At 63.5% G+C, this 22,687-nt stretch carries 15 protein-coding genes and 1 pseudogene; 6 read left to right on the forward strand and 10 right to left on the reverse strand.

The window, feature by feature from the left end:
- From CWO89_RS06425 to CWO89_RS06455, 8 genes are all read right to left on the reverse strand, one after another.
- On the reverse strand, positions 1 to 297 hold the full coding sequence (locus CWO89_RS06425; protein ID WP_130577795.1) for a hypothetical protein: 297 nt from the start codon (positions 295 to 297) through the stop codon (positions 1 to 3).
- A 55-nt stretch (positions 298 to 352) separates the two neighbouring features.
- Positions 353 to 1,810, reverse strand: a complete 1,458-nt coding sequence (locus CWO89_RS06430) for an efflux transporter outer membrane subunit (protein ID WP_130577796.1) — start codon at positions 1,808 to 1,810, stop codon at positions 353 to 355.
- Positions 1,811 to 1,895: 85 nt separating this feature from the next.
- Entirely contained in the window at positions 1,896 to 5,183 is a 3,288-nt protein-coding gene (locus CWO89_RS06435) for an efflux RND transporter permease subunit (protein WP_130577797.1), read from the reverse strand.
- A gap of 3 nt (positions 5,184 to 5,186) precedes the next feature.
- Positions 5,187 to 8,294 (reverse strand): MdtB/MuxB family multidrug efflux RND transporter permease subunit, encoded by a 3,108-nt coding sequence (locus CWO89_RS06440; RefSeq protein WP_130577798.1) that lies wholly within the window; start codon positions 8,292 to 8,294, stop codon positions 5,187 to 5,189.
- Complete coding sequence (locus CWO89_RS06445) at positions 8,291 to 9,514, reverse strand: MdtA/MuxA family multidrug efflux RND transporter periplasmic adaptor subunit (RefSeq protein ID WP_245475775.1); 1,224 nt, start codon at positions 9,512 to 9,514, stop codon at positions 8,291 to 8,293. Before CWO89_RS06445 ends, CWO89_RS06440 begins: the two co-directional genes overlap by 4 nt.
- Before the next feature lie 193 nt (positions 9,515 to 9,707).
- Positions 9,708 to 9,866 carry a hypothetical protein gene (locus CWO89_RS45735; protein WP_165421026.1) on the reverse strand — a complete coding sequence of 53 codons (159 nt, stop codon included), beginning with the start codon at positions 9,864 to 9,866 and terminating at the stop codon, positions 9,708 to 9,710.
- A gap of 122 nt (positions 9,867 to 9,988) precedes the next feature.
- Complete coding sequence (locus CWO89_RS06450; RefSeq protein WP_130577800.1) at positions 9,989 to 13,102, reverse strand: efflux RND transporter permease subunit; 3,114 nt, start codon at positions 13,100 to 13,102, stop codon at positions 9,989 to 9,991.
- The gene (locus CWO89_RS06455) at positions 13,099 to 14,283 is read right to left on the reverse strand and encodes an efflux RND transporter periplasmic adaptor subunit (protein ID WP_130577801.1); all 1,185 of its coding nucleotides are present in this window, start codon (positions 14,281 to 14,283) and stop codon (positions 13,099 to 13,101) included. Before CWO89_RS06455 ends, CWO89_RS06450 begins: the two co-directional genes overlap by 4 nt.
- Before the next feature lie 52 nt (positions 14,284 to 14,335).
- Here CWO89_RS06455 and CWO89_RS46850 point away from each other — a divergent pair, with 52 nt between their 5' ends.
- Positions 14,336 to 15,532, forward strand: coding sequence for a hypothetical protein (locus CWO89_RS46850; RefSeq protein WP_207234415.1), 1,197 nt, complete (start codon positions 14,336 to 14,338; stop codon positions 15,530 to 15,532).
- Positions 15,533 to 15,957: 425 nt separating this feature from the next.
- Here the strand turns inward: CWO89_RS46850 and CWO89_RS06470 are convergent, their stop codons facing one another.
- A complete protein-coding gene (locus CWO89_RS06470) occupies positions 15,958 to 16,212 on the reverse strand; it encodes a hypothetical protein (protein ID WP_130577804.1) in 255 nt (84 codons plus the stop codon).
- A 298-nt stretch (positions 16,213 to 16,510) separates the two neighbouring features.
- On the reverse strand, positions 16,511 to 17,593 hold the full coding sequence (locus tag CWO89_RS06475; protein WP_130577805.1) for an HD domain-containing phosphohydrolase: 1,083 nt from the start codon (positions 17,591 to 17,593) through the stop codon (positions 16,511 to 16,513).
- A 297-nt stretch (positions 17,594 to 17,890) separates the two neighbouring features.
- On the opposite strand from CWO89_RS06475, the gene CWO89_RS06480 reads away from it, so the two are divergent.
- The 5 genes and pseudogenes from CWO89_RS06480 to CWO89_RS06500 all read left to right on the forward strand — a co-directional run.
- The gene (locus tag CWO89_RS06480; protein ID WP_130577806.1) at positions 17,891 to 18,208 is read left to right on the forward strand and encodes an STAS domain-containing protein; all 318 of its coding nucleotides are present in this window, start codon (positions 17,891 to 17,893) and stop codon (positions 18,206 to 18,208) included.
- A complete protein-coding gene (locus CWO89_RS06485) occupies positions 18,208 to 18,573 on the forward strand; it encodes a response regulator (RefSeq protein ID WP_130577807.1) in 366 nt (121 codons plus the stop codon). The genes CWO89_RS06480 and CWO89_RS06485 overlap by 1 nt, the downstream gene beginning before the upstream one ends.
- Positions 18,570 to 20,608 (forward strand): annotated as a pseudogene (locus CWO89_RS06490) (chemotaxis protein CheA). The gene CWO89_RS06485 and the pseudogene CWO89_RS06490 overlap by 4 nt, the downstream one beginning before the upstream one ends.
- Positions 20,609 to 21,079: a chemotaxis protein CheW gene (locus tag CWO89_RS06495; protein ID WP_130577808.1), complete on the forward strand. Its 471-nt coding sequence runs from the start codon at positions 20,609 to 20,611 to the stop codon at positions 21,077 to 21,079.
- A 38-nt stretch (positions 21,080 to 21,117) separates the two neighbouring features.
- Positions 21,118 to 22,687, forward strand: a 1,570-nt coding sequence (locus CWO89_RS06500; protein WP_130577809.1) for a methyl-accepting chemotaxis protein, incomplete at its 3' end; no start/stop codon positions are given.

Genomic DNA, 22,687 nt, shown 5'->3' on the forward strand with positions numbered 1-22,687 from the left:
TTATGGCCGGATCGTGCCCCAGTCGCCCTTCCAACCCGCAAGCTTTCCGTTGCGAAACTGCAGATAGAGCCCGTCGCTTCGGCTCGCGAATGCGCTTCCCTTGACATTGGGCAGCGCCAGATAGAGTTCGCTGCCGCGGCGCCCTCGCACATAGGTCAAGGGCACGCCGAGCGTGCCAGCGACCTCATCGGGCTTCATCCCAAACCGAAGCGAGGGCGCGCTTTGCTGTGCAGCCGCTGACGCTGCTTCGAGTGCTGCCAGAGCGAGCGCCATCACAAGCAAGCCGGTTTTCTTCATCCGATACACCCATTTGCGGCACGGCAAACGCAAACCAATGCGGCGAAGGCGGACATCATTGTAGCGAGACCAACGTCCCGGCCGGCGTCCAGCCGCCGCCGAGCGCCTGAAACAGACTGCTTGCCGCCAACAATTTCGAGAGCCGCACCTGAACCAGCGTAACTTCCGCGGTGAAGAGCGTCTGTTCGGCCTGCAGGACCGTAATCAGATTGATCGTCCCGCCCCGCAATTGCTTCTCCGCCACATCGAACGCCGTTTGTGAGCTCGCAACGACCTGCGCTTGCAGCCGCTCCTGCAGCGTGAACTTTTGCAACGCAATGAGCGCCTTCTCGACATCAGAGAATGCCGACAGAACCGCCTTGCGATAGGCCTGCAGGTTCTGAAGCTGCACGCCCTTCGCCTGCTTCAACTGGCTCTCGAGCAAGAAGCCGTCGAAAATCGGTTGCGCGAGGCTGGCCGTAAGGGTGGAGAACGCCGCCCCTGGCGTGAACAGCGAGGCCAGCGCGCTGCTCTGGAATCCGCCGGTGCCGGTGAGCTGGATCTGCGGAAAGAATGCCGCGCGAGCCTGCTCGACGCTGAAGTTCGATGCCGCAAGCAGCGCCTCTGCCTGGCGGATGTCCGGCCGTTGGTAAAGCAGTTCCGATGGCAGGCCGGGGGTCACCCGAGGCACCTTGATGCGGCTGGTGGATCCGCCCCGCACCGTGAAGTTCGCCGGTGCTCGTCCAACAAGCACCGCGAGCGCGGCAATGTTCTGACCGATGGTGACTTCGAGAGGCGGAATCGCCGCCCGCTGCGTTCCTGCCAGCGCCTCCTGTTGCGAAACGTCGAGCTGCGAGGCCGTTCCGCCGGCGAACTGCGTCTTGATCAGCGCAAGGATTCGCTCGGCCGCTGCGAGGTTCTGGCGCGTCACCCGCAACTCGTCCTGCGCCGCTAGAATCTGGAAGTACGTGTTGGCCACCGTGACGATCGCGGTCAGCGTGACCACCTCGCGATTATATCTCGATGCCGTCGCGCTTTCTTCCGCTGCAAGGAGGGCTGCCTGGTTCTTGCCCCAGAAGTCGAGCATGTAGCTCGCAGTCAGGCTGGTGCTGAATTGCGAGAAGTTCGAACTTCCGCCGCCGCGTCCGCCTCCGGTCCCGGTGACGCCCCCGCCAAGGTTGCTGCTGCTGGCGCTGCTTGTGGAGCCGAAATGCGCGCGCTCGGCGCTGGCTGCTCCGGTTAGCGACGGCAATAGCGGCGAACCCGCCACGCCCACCTGGGCGTCGGCCTGCACGACCTGGGCGACCGCAACTGCAACGTCGAGATTGCTGATCTGCGCCGCGTCCATCAGCGACGTCAGTTCGCCGGAGCCGAAGCCGCGCCACCAGTCCAGGACCGGGACCGCGGCATCGGGACTCGCCGAACTTGCCGCGCGATATTTCTCCGGCACTTCGAGATTGAGCTCGGGCCGTTCCGATCCCAGGATGCAGCCGGACAAGCCGGGGCCGAGCGCGAGTGCGATCAAAGCGGACATCGCGCGGATGCGACCGTCCCCCCACGGCAAAATCGCCCGGGCCAGACTTCGGTGTCGGACGCGTACCACCGGGGATTTCGACATCTCACTCGCCTGGCTGCAGTGAGGACTTTGGCAGGTTGGGAGGCGCATTGCCCCTTCGACGTTGGCCCCAGAGCCGGAACCTGTCCAGATACAAATAGATCACAGGTGTCGAATAAAGTGTCAGCATCTGGCTGAGGATGAGGCCGCCCACGATGGCGATGCCGAGCGGCTGGCGTAATTCGCCGCCATCGCCCATTCCGATGGCAAGCGGCACTGCGCCGAGCAGGGCGGCCATGGTCGTCATCATGATCGGGCGGAACCGGAGGAGGCAGGCTTCGCGAATGGCTTCGAGCGGATCGAGGCCGCGCTTGCGTTCGGCGTCGAGCGCAAAGTCGATCATCATGATCGCGTTCTTCTTGACGATGCCGATCAGCAGGATCACGCCGATCAGCGCCATGATGCTGAACTCGGTACGGAACGCGATCAGGGCCAGCAGCGCGCCCACGCCGGCCGACGGCAGCGTCGAGAGGATGGTCAGGGGATGGATGTAGCTCTCATAGAGCACGCCGAGCACGATATAGATGGTCACCAAAGCGGCCAGGATGAGCAGCGGCTGATTGCTGAGCGAATCCTGGAAGACCTTTGCCGTGCCCTGGAAGGTGCCGCGGATCGTCGCGGGCACGCCGATCCGGTTCATGGTGGCCTCGATGGTGCTGACGGCGCTGCCGAGTGACACGTTGGGAGGCAGGTTGAAGGAGATCGTGTTGGCGACGAGAAGTCCCTGATGGTTGACGGAGAGCGGCGTTGCGCCCCGACCGAAATGCGCGACCGCTGAAAGCGGGATCATCGTTTCGCTGCTGGTGCTGACCGCCGCGCCGGTCGAGGCCACGCCTTTGCCGGTCGACCCGATCGAATTGGTTGCAAGATTGCGTGCGGCCTGTGCGTTGGCCGAGTTGGCCGCGCTTGATATTCCAGGCGCCACCACCGTTCCCGCCACCGCGTTGGTCGCCTGCGAGCCGCCGACGGAGCCGCCCGAGGTGCTGATATAGACGTCCTTGAGCGTCTCCGGATTCTGCCAGTAGGACGGCGCCACCTCCATGATCACGTGATACTGGTTGCGCGCGACATAGATGGTCGAGACCTGGCGCTGGCCGAACGCGTCATAGAGCGTGTTGTCGATCTGGCTGACGGTGATTCCGAGCCGCGCCGCGGCGTCGCGATCGATGACCAGGTTGGATTCGAGCCCCTTGTCCTGCTGGTCGCTGTTGACGTCTGCGAGATTGGGCTCGCGCTGCAGCGCCGCCGTGATCTTCGGCGTCCATTCGTTGAGCTCTTCCAGCGTCGGGCTTTGCAGCGTGTACTGGTACTGCGCGCTGGATACCCGTCCCCCGACGCGGATGTCCTGCACCGACTGCAGGAACAGGGTCGCCCCGGGCACGGTGGCGAGCTCGCGCCGTAGCCGCGCGATCACCTGGTCGGCGCCGACTTTCCGCTGGTCGAGCGGGCGCAGCGAGACGAAAACGAAACCGGAATTGGTTTGGTTGCTGCCGGTGAATCCGACGACGGCCTCCACCGCGGGATCGTGCTTGATGATGGTGACGAATTGAGTCAGCTTCTGCTGCATCAACTGGAACGAAATGCTCTGGTCCGCCTGGATCGAGCCGACCAGCCGGCCGGTGTCTTGTTGGGGAAAGAAGCCCTTGGGGATCACGCCGTAGAGATAGAAGTTGAGCCCCAGCACCGCGGCAAGGATCAGCATCACGGATCTCGGGTGCGCGAGTGCGGCCGAGAGCGTCCGCCGATAGAAGCTGAGCATCGCTTCGAAAAAGCGCTCGCTGGCGCGATAGAGCCAGCCGTGTGCCCGGCTGCTTTCCCGGCGCAGCAGCACCGAGCACATCATCGGCGTGGTCGCGAGCGAGACCGCAAGCGAGATCAGGATGGAGATCGAGATCGTCATCGCGAATTCGCGGAACAGCCGGCCGACGATGCCGCCCATCAGCAGGATCGGGATGAACACCGCGATCAGCGAGATGCTCATCGAAAGCACGGTGAAGCCGACCTCGCCAGCGCCCTTCAGCGCCGCCTCAAACGGCGACATCCCGTGCTCGATATAGCGGGTGACGTTTTCGAGCACAACGATGGCGTCGTCGACGACAAAGCCGGTCGCCACCGTCAGCGCCATCAGCGACAGATTGTCGAGGCTGTAGCCGACGAGATACATGACGCCGAAGGTCGCGACCAGCGACACCGAGACCGCGACCACCGGGATCAGCGTCGCGCGGGCGTTGCGCAGGAACGAGAACACCACGAGGATCACCAGCAGCACGGCAAGGACCAGAGTCCGCTCGACGTCATGCAGCGAGGTGCGGATGGTGGTCGAGCGGTCGACCGCGAGATCGATGTCGATCGCGGGCGAGACCGAGGCCCTGAGCTGGGGCATCAGCGCCTTGACCAGATCGACCGTGCTGATGATGTTGGCATTCGGCTGCCGGTACAGGATGATCAGGACGGCGGGCTTGCCGTTGGCGAGGCCGGCATTGCGCAAATTCTCTACGGAATCGGTGACCTCCCCGACATCGGAAAGATGCACGGCCGCGCCATTGCGATAGGCGATGACCATTGACTTGTAGTCGTCGGCCTTGTTGGCCTGGTCGTTGGCGTAGATCTGGTAGCGCCGCTCGCCGACGTCGATCCCGCCCTTGGGGCTGTGCGCATTGGCGCTGGCGAGCGCGGCGCGCACGTCCTCGAGCCCGATGCCGTATTTGTAGAGCGCCTGCGGAACGAGGTCGACGCGCACCGCAGGCAGCGAGCTGCCACCGACCACGACCTCGCCGATCCCTTCGACCTGCGAAAGCTTTTGCGCCAGCACGGTGGAGGCGGCGTCATAGAGGTCGCCGCGCGTGAGCGTGTCGGAGGTCAGCGTCAGGATCAGGATCGGCGCGTCGGCGGGGTTGACCTTGCGGTAGGTCGGATTGCTGCGCAGGCTGGTCGGAAGGTCGGCGCGGGCGGCGTTGATCGCGGCCTGCACGTCGCGCGCCGCGCCGTTGATGTCGCGGTTCAGCCCGAACTGCAGGGTGATCCGCGTCGAGCCCACTGTGCTTTGCGAGGTCATCTCGGTGACGTCGGCGATCTGGCCGAGATGGCGCTCGAGCGGGCTTGCGACCGTGGTCGCGACATCCTCGGGGCTCGCGCCCGGTAGCGTCGCCTGCACCGCGATGGTCGGGAAGTCGACCTGCGGCAGCGGCGAGACCGGTAGCTTGAAGAACGCCACCATGCCCGCCGCCGCAAGCCCGAAGGTCAAGAGCGTGGTCGCGACCGGCCGGCGGATGAAGGGCGTTGCCGGGTCCATGGCTCAGTGGGCTCCGCGTGTTTCGCGGGCACCGCCGGGCCCTCCGGCAAGCCGCACGGCGAGGCGGTCGAACCACAGATAGATCACGGGCGTCGTGAACAAGGTGAGCAACTGGCTGACCAGAAGGCCGCCGACGATGGAAATGCCGAGCGGATGCCTGAGTTCCGATCCGGCGCCGGTTCCGAGCATCAGCGGCAGCGCGCCGAGCACCGCGGCCATGGTGGTCATGATGATCGGCCGGAACCGAAGCAGGCAGGCCTGGTAGATCGCCTCGCGCGGCGACCGGCCTTCGTTGCGTTCGGCATCGAGCGCGAAGTCGATCATCATGATCGCGTTCTTCTTGACGATGCCGATCAGCAGGATGATGCCGATGATCGCGACGATCGTCAGGTCCTGCCCCGCCATCATCAATGCGAGCAATGCGCCGATCCCGGCTGAAGGCAGGGTCGAGAGAATCGTCAGCGGGTGGATGAAGCTCTCATAGAGCACGCCCAGCACGATATAGACCGTGACGATCGCGGCCAGGATCAGGAACAGTTGGTTCGAGAGCGAGGATTGAAAGGCAAGCGCCGCACCCTGGAAGCTCGTGATGATGCCGAGCGGCTGGCCGATATCGATCTGCGCCTGCTTGACGGCGACGACCGCCTCTCCCAGGGACGCATCGGGCGCCAGGTTGAATGATATGGTGGCCGAGGGGAACTGGCCGAGATGCGAAACCTGCAACGGCGCGATGCCCTCGTGAACCTTGGCTAGGACCGGCAACGGCACCGGCGCGCCTCCGACCGAGGAGGGCAGGTAGATCGACGACAGCGATTGCAGGGATGTCTGCAGCGTCGGATCGGCTTCCAGGATCACCCGGTACTGGTTTGAATTGGTGAACACCGTCGAGACGATGCGTTGGCCGAAGGAGTCATAGAGCGCATTGTCGACGGTCGCGGGCGTGATCCCGAACCGCGCTGCCTGCTCGCGGTCGATGTCGACAAAGACCGCAAGTCCCTTGGTGGAAATATCGGTCGAGACATCGGTGAACGCGGGAAGCTGCCGCAATCTGTCGACGAGCTTCGGGGCCCATTCGGCGAGCTGGGCCGGATCGGCATCCTGCAGGATGAACTGATATTGCGCCTTGCTGACGGTGCCTTCGATGGTCAGATCCTGCACCGGCTGCATATAGAGCGTGACGCCGGTCAGCGATGCCGTGCTGTCCTTGAGACGGCGCATGACGGTCGCGATATCGGACTTCCGCTGATTATGCGGCTTTAAGTTGATCAGGATGCGGCCGCTGTTGAGCGTGGTGTTGGTGCCGTCGACGCCGATGAAGGAAGAGAGACTCTCGACGTCGGGATCGCGGAGGATGACGTCGGCCAGTTGCTGCTGCCGCTCCGCCATCGCGGCGTATGAGACCGATTGCGGCGCTTCCGAAATCGCCTGGATGACGCCGGTATCCTGCAGCGGGAAGAACCCCTTGGGGATGGCGACATAGAGCAGGGCGGTCAAGCCGAAGGTGGCGAGCGCCACCAGCAGCACCAGGGTCTGGTGGTCCAGCACCCAGTTCAGCATCCGGGCATAGATCGCGATGACGTGATCGAAGCCTTCGCGGCTCAGACGCTGGAGCATGTTCTCATGCGCCTCGCCTTCCGCCTTGAGCAGTTTGGCGCAGGCCATCGGCACAAGCGTCAAGGACACCACGGCGGAGATCAGGATGGTGACCGACAGCGTGATGGCGAACTCGCGGAACAGGCGGCCGACCACGTCACCCATGAACAGCAGCGGAATCAGCACCGCGATCAGCGACACCGTCAGCGAGATGATCGTGAAGCCGATCTGCTCGGAGCCGCGGAGCGCAGCCTGCAGCGGCGCTTCGCCTTCCTCGATGTAGCGGGAGATGTTCTCGATGACGACGATCGCGTCGTCGACCACGAAGCCGGTCGCGATCGTGAGCGCCATCAAAGAGAGATTGTTGAGGCTGAAGCCGAACAGGTACATGGCCCCCAGCGTGCCGACCAGCGAGAGCGGCACGGAGAGGCTTGGGATCAGCGTCGCGCGCGGACTGCGCAGGAATACGAAGATCACCAGCACGACCAGCATGACTGCGAGCGAGAGCTCGTATTCCACGTCCCTGACCGAGGCGCGGATGGTCACGGTGCGGTCGGTCAGGATGTTCAGGTCGATGCTGGCGGGCAACGCCGCCTGCAACTGCGGCAACACCGCCTTGATCCCTTCGACCACAGAGATGACGTTGGCCCCAGGCTGGCGCTGGATGTTGAGGATGATCGCGGGCGTCGTATTCATCCAGGCGCCGAGCTTGTCGTTCTCGGCGCCATCGATGACGTCGCCGATGTCGCTGAGACGGACCGGGGAGCCGTTCTTGTAGGCCACGATCAGGGACTTGTAGCCACCGGCACCGCGGATCTGGTCGTTGGCGTTGATGGTGTAGGAGCGCATCGCGCCGTCAAAATTGCCCTTGGGCGTGTTGACGTTGGCATTGCCGAGGGTGGTGCGCAGGTCGTCGATATTGAGGCCGTAGGCCGCGAGCTTGCGAATGTCGGCGCGGACGCGGACCGCCGGCCGCTGGCCGCCGCTGATGCTGACGAGGCCTACTCCCGGGAATTGCGAGATCTTCTGCGCCAGGCGCGTGTAGACGAAATCCTGGACCTGCGTCAGCGGCATGGTCTTCGACGTCAGGCCAAGGGTCAGGATCGGGGCATCGGCCGGATTGACCTTGGCATAGATCGGCGGCGCCGGAAGATCTGACGGCAGCAGATTGCCGGCGGCGTTGATCGCGGCCTGCACCTCCTGCTCGGCGACATCGAGCGAGATCGTCAATCCGAACTGCAGGGTGATGACCGAGGCGCCGGCCGAACTGACCGAACTCATCTGGCTCAGGTTCGGCATCTGGCCGAACTGCACCTCCAGCGGCGCCGTGACGGACGACGTCATCACGTCAGGACTGGCGCCGGGATAGAAGGTCTGGACCTGGATCGTCGGGTAATCGACCTCGGGCAGGGCGGCGACGGGCAGGAAGCGGAACGCCAGCATCCCCGACAGCATGATGGCGATCATCAGCAGTGTCGTCGCCACCGGTCTCTGGATGAATGGTCGCGACGGGTTCATTGGTGCCCGTTTCCGGAGCGCTGCCCGTTGCCGCCCCCAGCTTTTGAATCCGTCGGCTTGGCTGCAGCGGCCGACTCGCCCGCTCCCGTCGGAGGTCGAATGACGATCCTGGCGCCTTCCCGCAGCTTGTCGGCGCCATCGATCACGATGCGGTCGCCGGGGGAAAGTCCGGACTGAACCTCGACCCGGTCGCCGTCAGTGACGCCAAGCTTGACGGGGCGCACCGAGACCGTGCTGTCGCTGTTGACGAGATAGACGAAGGTGCCGGGCGTGCCGCGCTGGATGCCGGCCGTCGACATCGTCGTCACGTCCTTGCGGGTGTCCAGCAAGAGACGCACGTTGACGAACTGATTGGGATACAGCGTCCGCGCTTCGTTCGAGAATTGCGCGCGCAGCTTGATCGTGCCGGTGGTCGGATCGATCTGGCTGTCGAAGGTCTGCAGCGCCCCGCTGGCGAGCTTGTTGGTGCCGCTCCGATCGTAGGCCGCAGCCGGCAGCACCGCCCCCTCGCGGAGCCGCCTGGCGATCGCCTGAAGCTGGTCCTCCGGGAGTGTGAACAGGACGCTGATCGGCTGCAGTTGCGTGATCACCACGATGCCGGTGGCATCACCAGGGGTGACGTAGTTGCCTTGGTCGACCTGCCGCAATCCGACGCGCCCATCCAGCGGCGACAGGATGTGGCAATAGCGCAGGTTCACTTCGGCGGCCTGCACCGAGGCGCGGTCCGCTTCAACCGTGCCTTCGTCCTGCGCGACCAGGGCTATTTGCGTGTCGAGCTGCTGGTGCGGCACGGCGTTCTGCTTCGCCAGGCCTTGGTAGCGGGCAAGGTCGACCTGGGCGCCCTTCAGCATGGCTTGGTCGCGCGCAAGCTGTCCCTTGGCCTGGGCAAGCGCCGCCTCAAAGGGGCGTGAGTCGATCTCCGCGATGAGATCACCCTTCTTGACCTCGTCGCCTTCCTTGAACGCGATGCGGGTCAGATATCCGCTGATCTGGCTTCTGATCGTGACGGTGGCGAGTGAAGAGACGGTGCCGAGCCCATTGAGGTTGATCCCGATATCACCCTTGCCGACAGTCTCGGCGACAACAGACATCGGCGGGGCGGTTCGCCGGCCGGCTGTTTCCTGTGGCGTGCCTGCCGGCTTCGTCCACCAGACGATGCCGGCACCCAGCAGGAGAATAACGGCGATCGCGAACCCAATGCGCCCGCGAGCCGGGCGCATGATTTTTTTCCCAGGCGCAATCGAAGGGGGTGGCGTCGACTTCCTTAGCTGCTGATCCATGGGTCACCTGCGAAAGCGCATGAACGGACCCGTGTGGGGCGCATATCGCCGCAGCCCGGTTCCTGCAACATTTCCAGGTCGACATATTGAACGATTAGGGGCCGGAAAGCCCATTAACATTCGGTAGGGCGGCTCAACAATTCTTGGCCGGATCGGCGTGTGACGCCGTTTCGGCCCGCCGCTCATAGCTCTCGGCAAGAACCTTGAGACGATCGGCGACCGCCTGGTCGCTCACGCTTTCCGCCACCCGGCGCAAGGTCTGCGCTGGGCTCGAAAATTCCTTGCTCGGCATACTCAACTCCGCAACTCATGGTTTCAAACAATTATGTAGGTGCGCGGTGCACGATGCGAATTCACAAAGTCGGGAGTTTGGTCGCGTTGCAGCAGACGTGCACGGCGGCGGCCGGATTCTTCTCATTCGGCCGGCGTTGCCTGGGGTTGGGCGGAGGAGGTTGCCGCCTCCTTCTCGCCGAACAGCCAGATCTGCAGCCGGTCGAGATAGAGATAGACCACCGGCGTCGTATACAGCGTGAGGATTTGCGACACCGCAAGGCCGCCGACAATGGCATAGCCGAGCGGCTGCCTGATCTCCGAGCCCGCACCCGTGCCCACCATCATCGGCACGGCGCCGAGCATTGCCGCCATCGTGGTCATCAGGATCGGCCTGAACCGCTTGATGCAGGCCTGGTAGATCGCTTCTTCCGTGCTGAGCCCTTCATTGTGTTCGGCATGTATCGCGAAGTCGACCAGCATGATGCCGTTCTTCTTGACGATGCCGATCAGCAGGATGAGACCGACGATCGCGATCACGGTCAGATCGAAATGGGCCGCCATCAGCAACAGCAGCGCGCCGACGCCGGCCGATGGCAAGGTCGAGATGATGGTGATCGGATGGATCGTGCTTTCATAGAGGATGCCGAGGATCAGGTAGATCACGAACAGCGAGGCGAGGATCAGGATCGGCGTGCTCGACAGCGAGGCGCCGAACGCCTGGGCGTTGCCCTGGAAGCTGGTCTGCAGCGAGAGCGGCGGATTCAACTCTTTCTTTACCCCGTCGATGGCGCTCACGGCCTGGCCGATCGCAGCACCCGGCGCAAGGTTGAACGAGATCGTCACCGAAGGGAACTGCCCCTGGTGATTGACGACGAGCGGCGACACCTTCACGACCGATTCGACCAGCGTCGATAGCGGCACCTGCTGCCCGCTCGAGGATTTCACATAGATGCCGTTGAGCGCATCGGGCGAGTACTGGAACTTCGGGTTGACCTCCATGACCACATGGTACTGCTGTAGCGTGGTGTAGATCGTCGAGACGATGCGCTGACCGAACGCATCGTCCAGCGTGTTGTCGATGGTGAAAGGCAGGATGCCGTAGCTCGAGGCGACTTCGCGCTTGATGGTGATGTCGAGCAGCGGCCCGGCATTGAGCTGGTCGGTGGTGACATCGGTGATCGACGGGATCGTCTTGATCTTGTCGAGGAACAGCGACGCCCAACGGGTCAGCTCGCCCGGATCGGCATCGTTCATCGTGTACTGGAATTGAGTCTTGTTCAGCCGGGCTCCGATCGTGATGTCCTGGGCGGGCTGCATGTACAGCGTAATGCCCTGGATATTGGCGAGGCTGGTGCGCAGCCGCGCGATCACCTTGTCGATCGGATCGCGCTGGTCGTCAGGCTTGAGCTGGATGTAGACGCGCCCGTCATTGACCGTGTAGACACCGCCGCCGGCGCCCACCGCGGCCCCGACGGAGGCGACAGCCGGATCGCGCATGATGACGTCGAGCAGGGCCTGCTGGCGCTGGGCCATCGCTTTGAAGGAAATATCCTGCGACGCTTCCGACTGACCGAGGATCAGCCCGGTATCTTGCTCCGGGAAGAAGCCCTTTGGAATGACGACGTAAAGATAACCGGTCAGCGCGATGGTGCCGAGCATCACCATCAGCGTGATGAAGCGGTGACGCAGTACGATCCTGAGACCGGCCTCATAGAGATTGAGCAGCCCATCGAATCCGCGTTCGGACAATCGGTAGAGCCGGCCGTGCGATTCTTTCTCGGGCTTGAGCAGATATGCGCACATCATCGGCGTGAGCGTGCGCGAGATCACCAGCGAGAGAACGAGCGCCACGCTCACCGTCATCGCGAACTCGCGAAACAATAGCCCGACATAGCCGCTCATCAGGAACAGGGGAATGAACACCGCGATAAGCGAGAACGTGATCGCCATGACGGTGAAGCCGATCTCGCCGGATCCTTTCATCGCCGCGTCATAGGGCGACAGGCCTTCCTCGATGTGCCGCGTGATATTCTCGATCTCGACGACGGCGTCGTCGACAACGAAGCCGACCGCAATCGACAGGGCCATCAGCGACAAATTGTCGAGGCTGTAGCCCATTTCGTACAGGATGGCGAAAGTGCCGACCAGCGACAGCGGCACGGTGACGGCCGGGATGATGGTCGCCCAGAAGCTGCGCAGGAAGATGAAGATCACCATCACGACGAGCCCGATCGTCAGGAGCAGCGTGAACTGCACGTCGGCGATCGATGCACGGATGGTATCGGTGCGGTCGGAAATGACGTTGATCTTGATGTCGGAGGGAATCGAGGCCTGCAGCACCGGCATCATCGCCTTGATGCGCGCGACCGTGTCGACGACATTGGCGCCCGGCTGACGCTGGATCGCCAGGAGGATCGCCCTCTGATTGTTGTACCAGCCGGCGATCAGATCGTTTTCCGGCGCGCTGATGGCGCGGCCGATGTCGCGGATGCGGACCGGAGATCCATTGCGATAGGCAACGACGAGATCGGCATATTGGTCGGGCTTGAACAGTTGATCATTGGTGTTGAGCGTGTAGGTCTGACGCGGGCTGTTGAGCGTGCCCTTCGCCAGATCGACATTGGCCTGGCCCAGCACCGTCCGCAGATCCTCGAGATTGATGCCGCGGGCGGCCAATGCCTCGGGGTCGACCTGGATGCGGACGGAGGCTTTCTGCTGGCCGCCGACGCCGACGAGGCCGACGCCGGAAATCTGCGAAATCTTCTGCAGCAGGATGTTCTCGGAATAGGCGTCCACTGTAGTGAGCGGCAGACTGTCCGAGGTGATGCCGAGCACGAGGATCGGCGTGTCGGCGGGATTGACCTTGCGGATCGTCGGCGGATACGGCAGGCCCGCCGGCAAATACGGGGAAGCGGCGTTGATCGCCGACAGCGTATCGCTCACCGCGCCGTCGATCTGGCGGCTCAGGTCGAACTGCAGCGTGATCTGGGTGTAGCCCAGCGCACTCGCCGACGTCATCTGGGTGAGGCCGGGGATCTCGCCGAACTGCAGTTCGAGCGGCGATGCCACAGAGGACGCCATGGTCTGCGGATCAGCGCCCGGCAACTGTGCAGTGACCGTCAGCGTGGGATAATTGACGTTCGGCAGCGCCGCCACCGGCATCAGCGGATAGGCGACCAGGCCGGCTACCAGCAGCCCCACCATGAGCAGGGCGGTCGCGATCGGCCGTCGGATGAACGGTGCGGAAATATTCATGGGATTGGCGTCTGCATGGCGTCCTGCGCGGCGGCTTCCTCGGCCGCCTTGCCATGGAGCGCGATGACATGTGTACCCGGCTGAAGCTTGTATTGGCCGTCGAGGACCACCCGCTCATTTGCCGAGAGCCCGGAATCGATCAGCGCCTGTCCGTCGCTGATTTGCGCGACCTTGACTTGGCGGATCGATACGGTGTTGTCGGGATTGACGACCCACGCATAGGCTCCGTTCGGACCTTGCTGGATCACCGCCGCGGGCACGGTGAGACCGTTGTGTCGTGTGTCGAGCAGCAGCCGTGCGTTGACCAGCTCGCCCGGCCAGAGCCGGTTCTCCTTGTTGGAGAAATTGGCCTTGAGCTGGATCGAGCCCGTGGTCTGCAGGATCTCGTTGTTGACGAGGCCGAGCTGGCCTTGACCGAGCTCTATCGTGTCGTCCTGGTTATAGGCGAGGACGGTCAGCGGCGCCTTGGTGATTTGCTGCTGCTTCTGGATTTGCGGCAGAACCGTCTCCGGAAGCGTGAAGATCAGAGAAATCGGATCGAGCTGGGTCACGACGCACAGACCGTTCGTGCTCGACGGGCTTATGATATTGCCGACGTCGATCTGGCGGATCCCGACCACGCCGTCGATCGGTGAGGTCAGGCGCGTGAAGCTGAGCTGCACTTTCGCGGCCTCGATCAGCGCCTTGTCGGTTGTGATCGCGCCGTCCAACTGCCCGACTTGCGCCTTCTGGGTTTCGATCAGTTGCGGCGTCGCCCAGCCCTTGGCTCCCAACTGGCTGTAACGGACGAGGTTGGCATTGGCGTTGGCGAGCTGCGCCTGATCGCGTTCGAGCGATCCGGTATACTGATCGATCAGCGCCTGATAGGGACGCGGATCGATCTGCGCCAGCAGGTCGCCGGCATGCACATGCTGGCCTTCGGTGAAGTTGATGGTGAAGATCTGGCCCTGGATCTGGGCGCGCACCACGTCGGTGTTGTAGGCGATCACGGTGCCGACGCCGGTCAGATAGATCGGCACGTCGTGCTGGCTGACCGTTCCGGCGACGATCGGCACCGGGGACGGCCGGGCCGGCGCGGCGACCGCCGTCTCGAACGGGAAGTCATGCATGGCGTGGAGCAGAGCGCCGGTCGCCACTGCGGCGGTCAGCATGACGGCACCGACAACGATCTTCTTTTTCATGGTCTGGGCTTCGCTGAGAGGTTGTTAGCAACCCGGAATAACTGCGCTTGACGTGACGCTCCCCGTCACGAAGCCTGAGCAGGCGCTGCTGCCCGCCATCGTGGAGGCGGTTGGAGTGGGAGCGAGAACCGTCGGCACTGTCGGCAAGGCTGCAACCGGTCCAACGACACCTGGGAGCAGCGATACGCCAGGTGTCGGCACCGGCGCCCCCGAGCTGACGCCGAGATTGCTGATCTCGGACGAGTCGAGGGGAATGCCGGTTCGCTGGACGCCGCCGACTGTCGTGGGCGAGGTCGATGACGGCGTCGATGATGCGATGACGCTGGTCGAGCCCGAACCGCACATCCCCGACGTTCCCGACGTGTCGATGATGCCGGAGGCCGTCGCCATGCCCGAGCTCTCAAGCGTGCCTGACGTCGTCGACACGCCCGATGTCGCCGATATCGCAGGCGACATGCCCGGTGTTGCGGCCGTATCGCCCGCCATGGCCGCGGTTGCAGGCGCGGTCGATCCAACCGCCATTCCAGCGCCGTCGAATGTGGCGGTCGATCCGAACATCTGGGTCGGCGCTGTCCCAACTGTCGAGCAGACCGTGCCGCTGCTTGGAATGGCGATCGTGCCCGTCGCGGGAGCCGCGAGCGGACTGACTCCCGCGGATGAGAGCTCGGTCGCGCCCAGCGGAATTCCCGTTGGCGAGACCGGCGAGCTCGCGCTGCCTAGCGGAGAGGTTGCGTCAAGCGTCGGAGTCGGGGTCGCCATACCAGTCACTTGCGCGACAGCGGCATTCGCTGTGAGCAACGCGGGAAGAAGGATCGCAGCGGCCAGCGAGAATCTCATTTGCATTCTCCGTAGGAAAGGGGACGTTGCGGGTTTAGCTGCAGCTCGGCGGCCGCGGCTCGCCCGGATGCAGCAGGTTCCAATCGGAACAGCCGAGACTGTCGCCCTCCTCGAGACGGAGGCGACCAAGGGCGTGATGATGGAGACCCGGGCTGAAAGCGCTGGTATGGCCGTCTGCCCCAACGTGCCCTGTCATGCCGCCGATATTGGCGCCACCACCGAAGCCTTCCGGGCGAATGCCGCTGCCGACACCGCCAACATGCGCGCCGCCGCCAATTCCTCCGGCGTGGACACCGCCGAGACCTCCGACATGGGCGCCGGCGCCGAGCCCGCCGAAATGAGCTCCGCCGCCAAACCCTCCCATATGGCCGCCACCGCCGCGCGCCTCCGCTGCAGCGGTAAACAAGCTTGAGGCAAGCAAGGTTGTCGCCAGGATCGCTGTCAATCGTTTCATCATGACACTTCCTCTCCGTGAATGAAGCGCCCCGCATCGAATGCGCCAGCCGAACGAGCCGACCGGGTTCTCCGACGGCTTGAACGTAGGCGCGTTCGACGGCGCATCCACTAAATTCGTCTTTAGGAATGCAGTGAGATATCGCTTGGGATTTTCTTTGCGCAGCCGCTGCGCGGAGCGCGGCAATAGCGCAGCGCTAATCCACGGACGCGCGGATGCGCAGGATCGCGGGATTTGAATCTACGATACTATCAATAAAGAAAGCGGCCGGGACCGCATAAGCGGTCCGGCCTCTTCAGTCTCGACTGTCAGCTTGACCGACAGGACACTCGTTTTCCGGCCAGTGGCGGCCAACGTTCGACGGTGGCTCCGAAGCGACCGGATCAATAAGAGCCGTAACCGTAATAGCCGTAGCCGGTGCCCGGTTCACAGGGAACGTTGCCGTCGGTCCAGGGCTGCGATGCAAAGGCGCCTACCCGCGGGGCAGGAACGCAGCCCGGTCCGCCGACATAGACTTGCTCCGGTGCCGCAACGGCATTGGCACGCGCGACGTGCCGGGTGTGTTCGCGAGCCATCGCGGGAGTCGCAAGCGTCGCCGCAGCGACCAGCGCTATCGACAAGAACTTGATTGCAGACATAGGTGTTCTCCATCAGGAAGCGGAGCCAATGGAGCGTGGCTCCCTTTCCGAAGTGCGGATCACGGCAGGCTGTTTAAAGGGCGCGTCTTCTCACGTTCTCTCAATGCCGCGTGAGCACATTCGTGCGCAGGTTGCAGACGGGAGCTGCCCGCTCACAACGACGTTACACAACCTGGAGCATGATCCGGAAAAGCGGATATCGGTTTTCCGAAAAGATCATGCTCAAACAAGAGGATAGAGCGGGATGATGATTCGAGGAAAAAATCATCCCGCTCGAGCAGCTTGATTTCAGTTGAAGCTAGACGGCCGTCGAAAGCGCGCGCATTTCGGCCTGCCACGGTGCTATTGTATGTTGCGCGGTAGCAATCGTCACGACTTCGTTCCAGCGCGAAAGAAAGGCGTCGACGCAGGCGGGATCGAATTGGCGCGCCCTGTTGTCCTGGAGGTAACGGCGTGCGTCCGCAAGCGGCATCGGGTCCTTGTAGGGACGCTTCATTGTCAGCGCATCGAAGACATCGGCGACTGCGACGACGCGGGCCGCGATCGGAATGTCGGTTTCCCTGAGCCCGTTGGGATAGCCGCCGCCGTCCCAGCGTTCGTGATGAGCGGCAGCGATCTCGGCTCCAAGCTGGATCAGCTCGCAATGGCTGTCGGCGAGGATGCGTCCGCCGATCGTGGCGTGGGTGCGCATGATCGCGATCTCCTCCGCGTTCAGCCGGCCCGGCTTGAGCAGGATGCTGTCGGGTATCGCGACCTTGCCGACGTCGTGCAGGGGTGCCGCAAGATAGATGTCGCGGATGAGCCGCGACGGCAGGCCGAGTTCTTCGGCGATGATGCGGCTGTATTTCGCTACCCGAAGCGTGTGCTCGCCGGTGTCGTTGTCGCGGTACTCGACGGCGAGCGCCAGACGCAGAATGATCTCCTCCTCGCGTTCCTGGAGCTTCTGCGTGGCGCTGGCAACGTCCCGGACGAGGTCGGCAGCGCGGTCGTTCAGTTGCCGAACGGCAATGCCCAGCCGGATAAGATTTCTGAGCCGAACCCTCGTCTCCAGAGTTTGCGGATGCTTCGGCAGGAAATCGGTGGCGCCGGCCTCGAGTGCCTTCATCCGCACCTCGTCCGTCTGTATCGAGGTGATCATCACGATCGGAATATTGCCGAAGTTCTGGAGTGCACGGAGTTCGCGGATGAAGGTGACGCCGTCCATTCTCGGCATCTCATAGTCCACGAGCACGATGTCGTACTGGCGCTGCATCGCCGATGTCATCGCCTGGAGCGGATCCGTGTACGCCGTGACCTGAACGGCGCCGTCGGCTTCCAGGAGCCGCGTGAGGAAGTCGAGGACAGAGCGACTGTCGTCAACGAGAAGCGCTTGTGTAAGCATCGGGTGTCCAGGTACGCGACGGTCGGTTGTACGAGATCAAGAGCTACTGTGCGGGCTCTTAACGTCGACCTAAGCCTGACAATCGCCGATTGCACAACCTGCTCGATGCGCGTGAATGCAGGCGCAAATCGTACCAGGCTACCCATCGAATCCTCGGCACCGTATTCGTACGGACGTCTCGCACAGAAACGAGATCGCGCTTGATTAACATCTTAATCACCATCTCTGCCGATACTTCAGCCGAAAGAGATTCGCATTCCGGCTAAAGCGAATCACTGGGAATGCGGGGGACGGCGAATGGCTGAAGTGACGGAGCCCAAACGGTGGCTACAATTGCCACCGGACTGCAGCATCGCGTCGATCCGTCAGGTCTATGAAACGATCCGCGAGGCCTTCAGCCGCAATGATCGGCTCGAGATCGACTGCTCCGCCGTCGACAAGGCCGACGTCACGTCGATCCAGCTTTTGCTTTCCACCGCGGAGACCGGCAAGGCGCAGGGCCGCCCGGTCGTCCTGACTGCGTTCTCGCAAAGCCTCCGCAATACCCTTCGCCGCGCAGGCTTCTCCAGCGACGCGATGATCGACCAACATTTTCACAAGAAGGATGGCGCGTGATGGCTACGGTCCTGACGGTCGATGATTCGCCCAGCATCCGCCAGATGATCAAGGTCGTGCTCGAGCCGGCGGGCCACAACGTGATCGAGGCCGGCGACGGGGCGCAGGGCCTGGCGAAGGCGCAGGCGGGCAAGCTTGATCTCGTGATCACCGACCTCAACATGCCGGTCATGAACGGCCTCGAACTGATACGGGCCCTGCGCAAGCTGCCGTCGCAGGTCGGCCTGCCGATCGTCTTCCTCACCACCGAGTCCAACGACGCGGTGAAGCAGGAAGCCAAGAGCGCCGGCGCCACCGGATGGATCACCAAGCCTTTCAAGCCTGAGCAATTGCTCGCGGTGGTCAACAAGCTGGTGCGGTTATGAGCAGCATGGACCCGACGGAGATATTCCGTCAGGAGGCGAGCGAGCTTTTCGAAACCCTCGAAGGGGCCTTGCTGGATCTCGGCCTGCGTCCCGACGATCGCGAGCTGGTCGACTCGGCGTTTCGGGCCCTGCACACCATCAAGGGCTCCGGCGCCATGTTCGGCTTCGACAAGGTGGCCGCGTTCACCCATGAATTCGAGACCGCCTTCGAACTGGTCCGCAAAGGCGAGATCAAGCCGACGCAGGAGCTGATCGCGGTCGCGCTGGCGGCGAAGGACTATATCCGTGCCCTGATCGAAGCGCCCGATGACGCTGATTCGATCATCGGCGACGCCATCCTGGATGATCTGAAGCGCTTCGTTTCACCTGTCGAGCAGGTCCTGCCGGTCGAGTCTAACGTCGACGCCCGGCCGGTAAGCGAGAGCCGTCCGGCGGGCTGGCAACTGCGCCTCGAATTCGAGTCACATATTCTCCGCAACGGCTCCAATCCGCTCGACCTCCTGGATGATCTCTGCAAGCTCGGTCCCTGCTTCGTCGTGCCGGTCACCGATGGCGTGCCGCTATTGGACGAGCTGGAGCCCGAGGACTGCTACCTGAAATGGGACGTCACGCTGCATAGCGGTTGCGACAAGGACGCCATCGACGACGTCTTCATGTTCGTGCAGGACGAGATGAAGCTGACGCTGGTGCCGCTGGCGCAGGTTGAGCGCGCGGCGCCGGCGCTCGCATTGCCGGTGGTGGAAGCTGAGCCGGCGCCCCGGCTGCGGTGCTGGCCGCTGCCCTGGTCCCCGCTGCGGCGGAGCCGGCGACGTCGCCGGAGCGGAAGCGCGAGGAGCCGAAGCGCACCGAAGAGCGTGGCATCGCCACGGTCCGCGTGCAGGCCGAACGGCTCGACGAGTTGATGGACCGGGTCGGTGAGCTCGTCATCGCCCAGGCGCGGCTCAGCCAGTTGGCCGCGGCCGGCTCCGATCTCTCGATCAAGATGATCGCGGAGGAGATCGAGCGGCTGGCGGGAAGCCTGCGCGACACCACCATGGGCGCGCGGATGGTGCCGATCGGCTCCCTGTTTGGGCGCTTCCGAAGACTGGTCCACGATCTGTCCCGCGACCTTGGCAAGCCGGTCGAATTCGTCACCTCGGGCGAGGATACCGAGCTCGACAAGACCATGATCGAATGTCTCGCCGATCCGCTTGTGCACCTGATCCGCAATGCGATCGATCACGGCATCGAGGATTCCGAGGCTCGCACGGCGTCCGGCAAGACCGAGCAGGGACGGATCGAGCTGCAGGCGGTCCATTCCGGCGCGCAGGTCCTCGTCACCGTCAAGGACAATGGCGGCGGCCTCAACACCGCGCGCATCCGCGCCAAGGCCGAAGAACAGGGGCTGATCGCGCCCGGTGCCGCGATGTCGGATCATGAGATCCACCAGTTCCTGTTCCATCCGGGGTTCTCGACCGCCCAGACCATCTCGGCGCTGTCCGGCCGCGGCGTCGGCATGGACGTGGTCAAGCGCACCATCGAGAACATGCGCGGCTCGATCGATTTGTCGACGAAAGCCGGCGAGGGAACGAATGTCACGCTGCGCCTGCCGCTGACGCTTGCGATCATCGAGGGATTGCTGATCCGGGTCGGCGAGGGACGCTACATCATTCCGCTCCCGGCGGTCGAAGAGTGCGTCGAACTCACGGCGGACGACGAGCGCTCGCGCGGCCGCAATTTCCTCAACGTGCGCGGCAACCTCGTGCCCTTCCTGCGGCTCCGCGGCATTCTCGACGTGCCGGGTGTGCCCGGACAGCATCAGAAGACGATCATCATCTCGACCGGCGAGACCCGCGTCGGGCTGGTTGCCGACCAGATCATCGGCAATCATCAGACCGTCATCAAGTCGCTTTCGAAGCTGCATTCCGATGTCACGATCTTTTCCGGCGCGACCATCCTGGGTGACGGCACCGCCGCGCTTATTCTCGACGTGGTGCAGCTCGTCGCGCTGGCGCAGTCGCGTGCGGAAAAGCAGCAGATGAGCGAGGCGGCATAGATGGCGACAGATCGGCAGCAAGACGCCGGAACCGTCCAGGACGGTTCGATGCAGGTGGTCATGATCGGGCTCGGCGACGAGAAATTCGCGCTCGATGCAGGCCTGGTGCGCGAGATCATCGATCCGGTTCCCGCAACGAAAGTGGCCGGCTCGCGCTCGTTCGTGCCCAGCGTCATCAATGTGCGCGGCAATGTCATTCCGCTGGCCGACCTGCGCATCCGTTTCGGGATGCCGCAGACCGAAGCCTCCACGGAGACACGGATCGTCGTGATCGAGGTCGGCATCGACAACGAGCCGGTGCTGGTCGGCGTCACCGCTGACAAAGTCTACGAGGTCACCGAGATCTCGCGGACCGACGTGCAGCAGACGCCGCGCGTCGGCATGCATTGGAAGCCGGAGTTCATCCGCTTCATCACCAAGTGGCGTGAAGAGTTCGTCATCGTACCGAATATGGAACGTATCCTGAATTGAAGAAGTCTCGGGGGCGAGACTGGGGTTAGGGGCTGCACATGAGATTTACGGTCAAGGCCAAGCTGGCCACTGCGTTCGGTCTGATCATCGTCCTGTCCGCGGTCGCGGGCGGCGTCGCCTATATGAAGCTCGGCGACATGATGGAGACCGCCGACAGCATGGTGCTGCGCGCCACGCGGATGGAGAAGGCGACTCAGATCGAAAAGGACATCCTGCTCCAGCTTCGAGCGGAGAAGAATGCGATTCTGGGGACGGAAGCTGACGTCGAGCAGTTTGCCGCAGAGGCAGCGAAGACCCGCGAGGCGGCGCTGAAGATAAAGGACGAGGTCTACGCGCTGGCGAGCGAGGCCGGCAGGAAGCTGCTCGACACGTTTGCGGCCGCCTACGCCAAGATGAACGCCTTCCAGGAAGATACCATCAAGCTGGCGAAGACCGACAAGGCCAAGGCCACAGAGCGCTCGATGCATGAGGGACGCAAGGTCGTCGCCGATGCGCTCGACGCCATGGGCGCCTATGTCGCGAATACGAAGAGGCAGCTGGCCGAGCAGGCTGTCCAATCGAAGGAGGCGGGCCATCAGGCGCAACTGATGTTGATGACCCTGATTGGTATCTCGCTCGCGGTTGCGATCGCGGCGGCGCTCTGGATTTCGATCAGCATCAGCCGCTCGCTGGGACGTGCGGTCGGTCTTGCAGGCGCAGTCGCCGACGGCGATCTCAGCAAGACCATTCCCAATGCCAGCAACGACGAGATCGGCGATCTCGTCAAGTCGCTGAACGTGATGGTCGAAAAACTCCGGCAGATCGTCTCGGAAGCCCTGACCGCAGCGCAGAACGTTTCGGCCGGCAGCCAGGAGCTCTCTGCCAGCGCCGAACAGCTCTCGCAGGGCGCGACCGAGCAGGCGTCTTCGGCTGAAGAAGCCTCGTCCTCGATGGAGGAGATGGCCTCCAATGTGAAGCAGAACGCCGACAACGCCAACCAGACCGAGAAGATCGCAGGGCAATCGGCCAGGGATGCCGAAGCCAGCGGCGCCGCGGTCGGCCGGGCTGTCGAAGCGATGCAGACGATCGCGGAAAAGATCACCATCGTGCAGGAGATCGCCCGGCAGACCGATCTCTTGGCCCTGAATGCTGCGGTCGAAGCCGCGCGCGCCGGCGAGCATGGCAAGGGCTTTGCGGTGGTCGCCTCCGAAGTGCGCAAGCTCGCCGAACGCAGCCAGGCGGCGGCCGCCGAAATCGGCACGCTGTCAACGGAGAGCGTGAAGGTCGCGCAAGAGGCGGGCAGCATGCTCTCGAAGCTCGTGCCCGATATCAAGAAAACCGCGGACCTGGTCCAGGAGATCACGGCGGCCTGCCGCGAGCAGGACGTCGGTTCGGCGCAGATCAACCAGGCGATCCAGCAGCTCGACAAGGTCGGCCAGCAGAACGCCAGCGCCTCCGAGCAGGTCTCTTCGACGTCGGAAGAACTGGCCTCCCAGGCCGAGCAGTTGCAGTCGACGATCGCCTTCTTCCGTATCGACCATGGCCGCAAGGCCGCGGCCGCGCCGATCGACAAGGCGGTCAGCCAACTGCGCGCGAAGGCCGCGACCATGGCGGCCGCCGATCGCGGCG

This window comes from Bradyrhizobium sp. Leo170 (assembly GCF_004296405.1).
Lineage (GTDB): Bacteria > Pseudomonadota > Alphaproteobacteria > Rhizobiales > Xanthobacteraceae > Bradyrhizobium.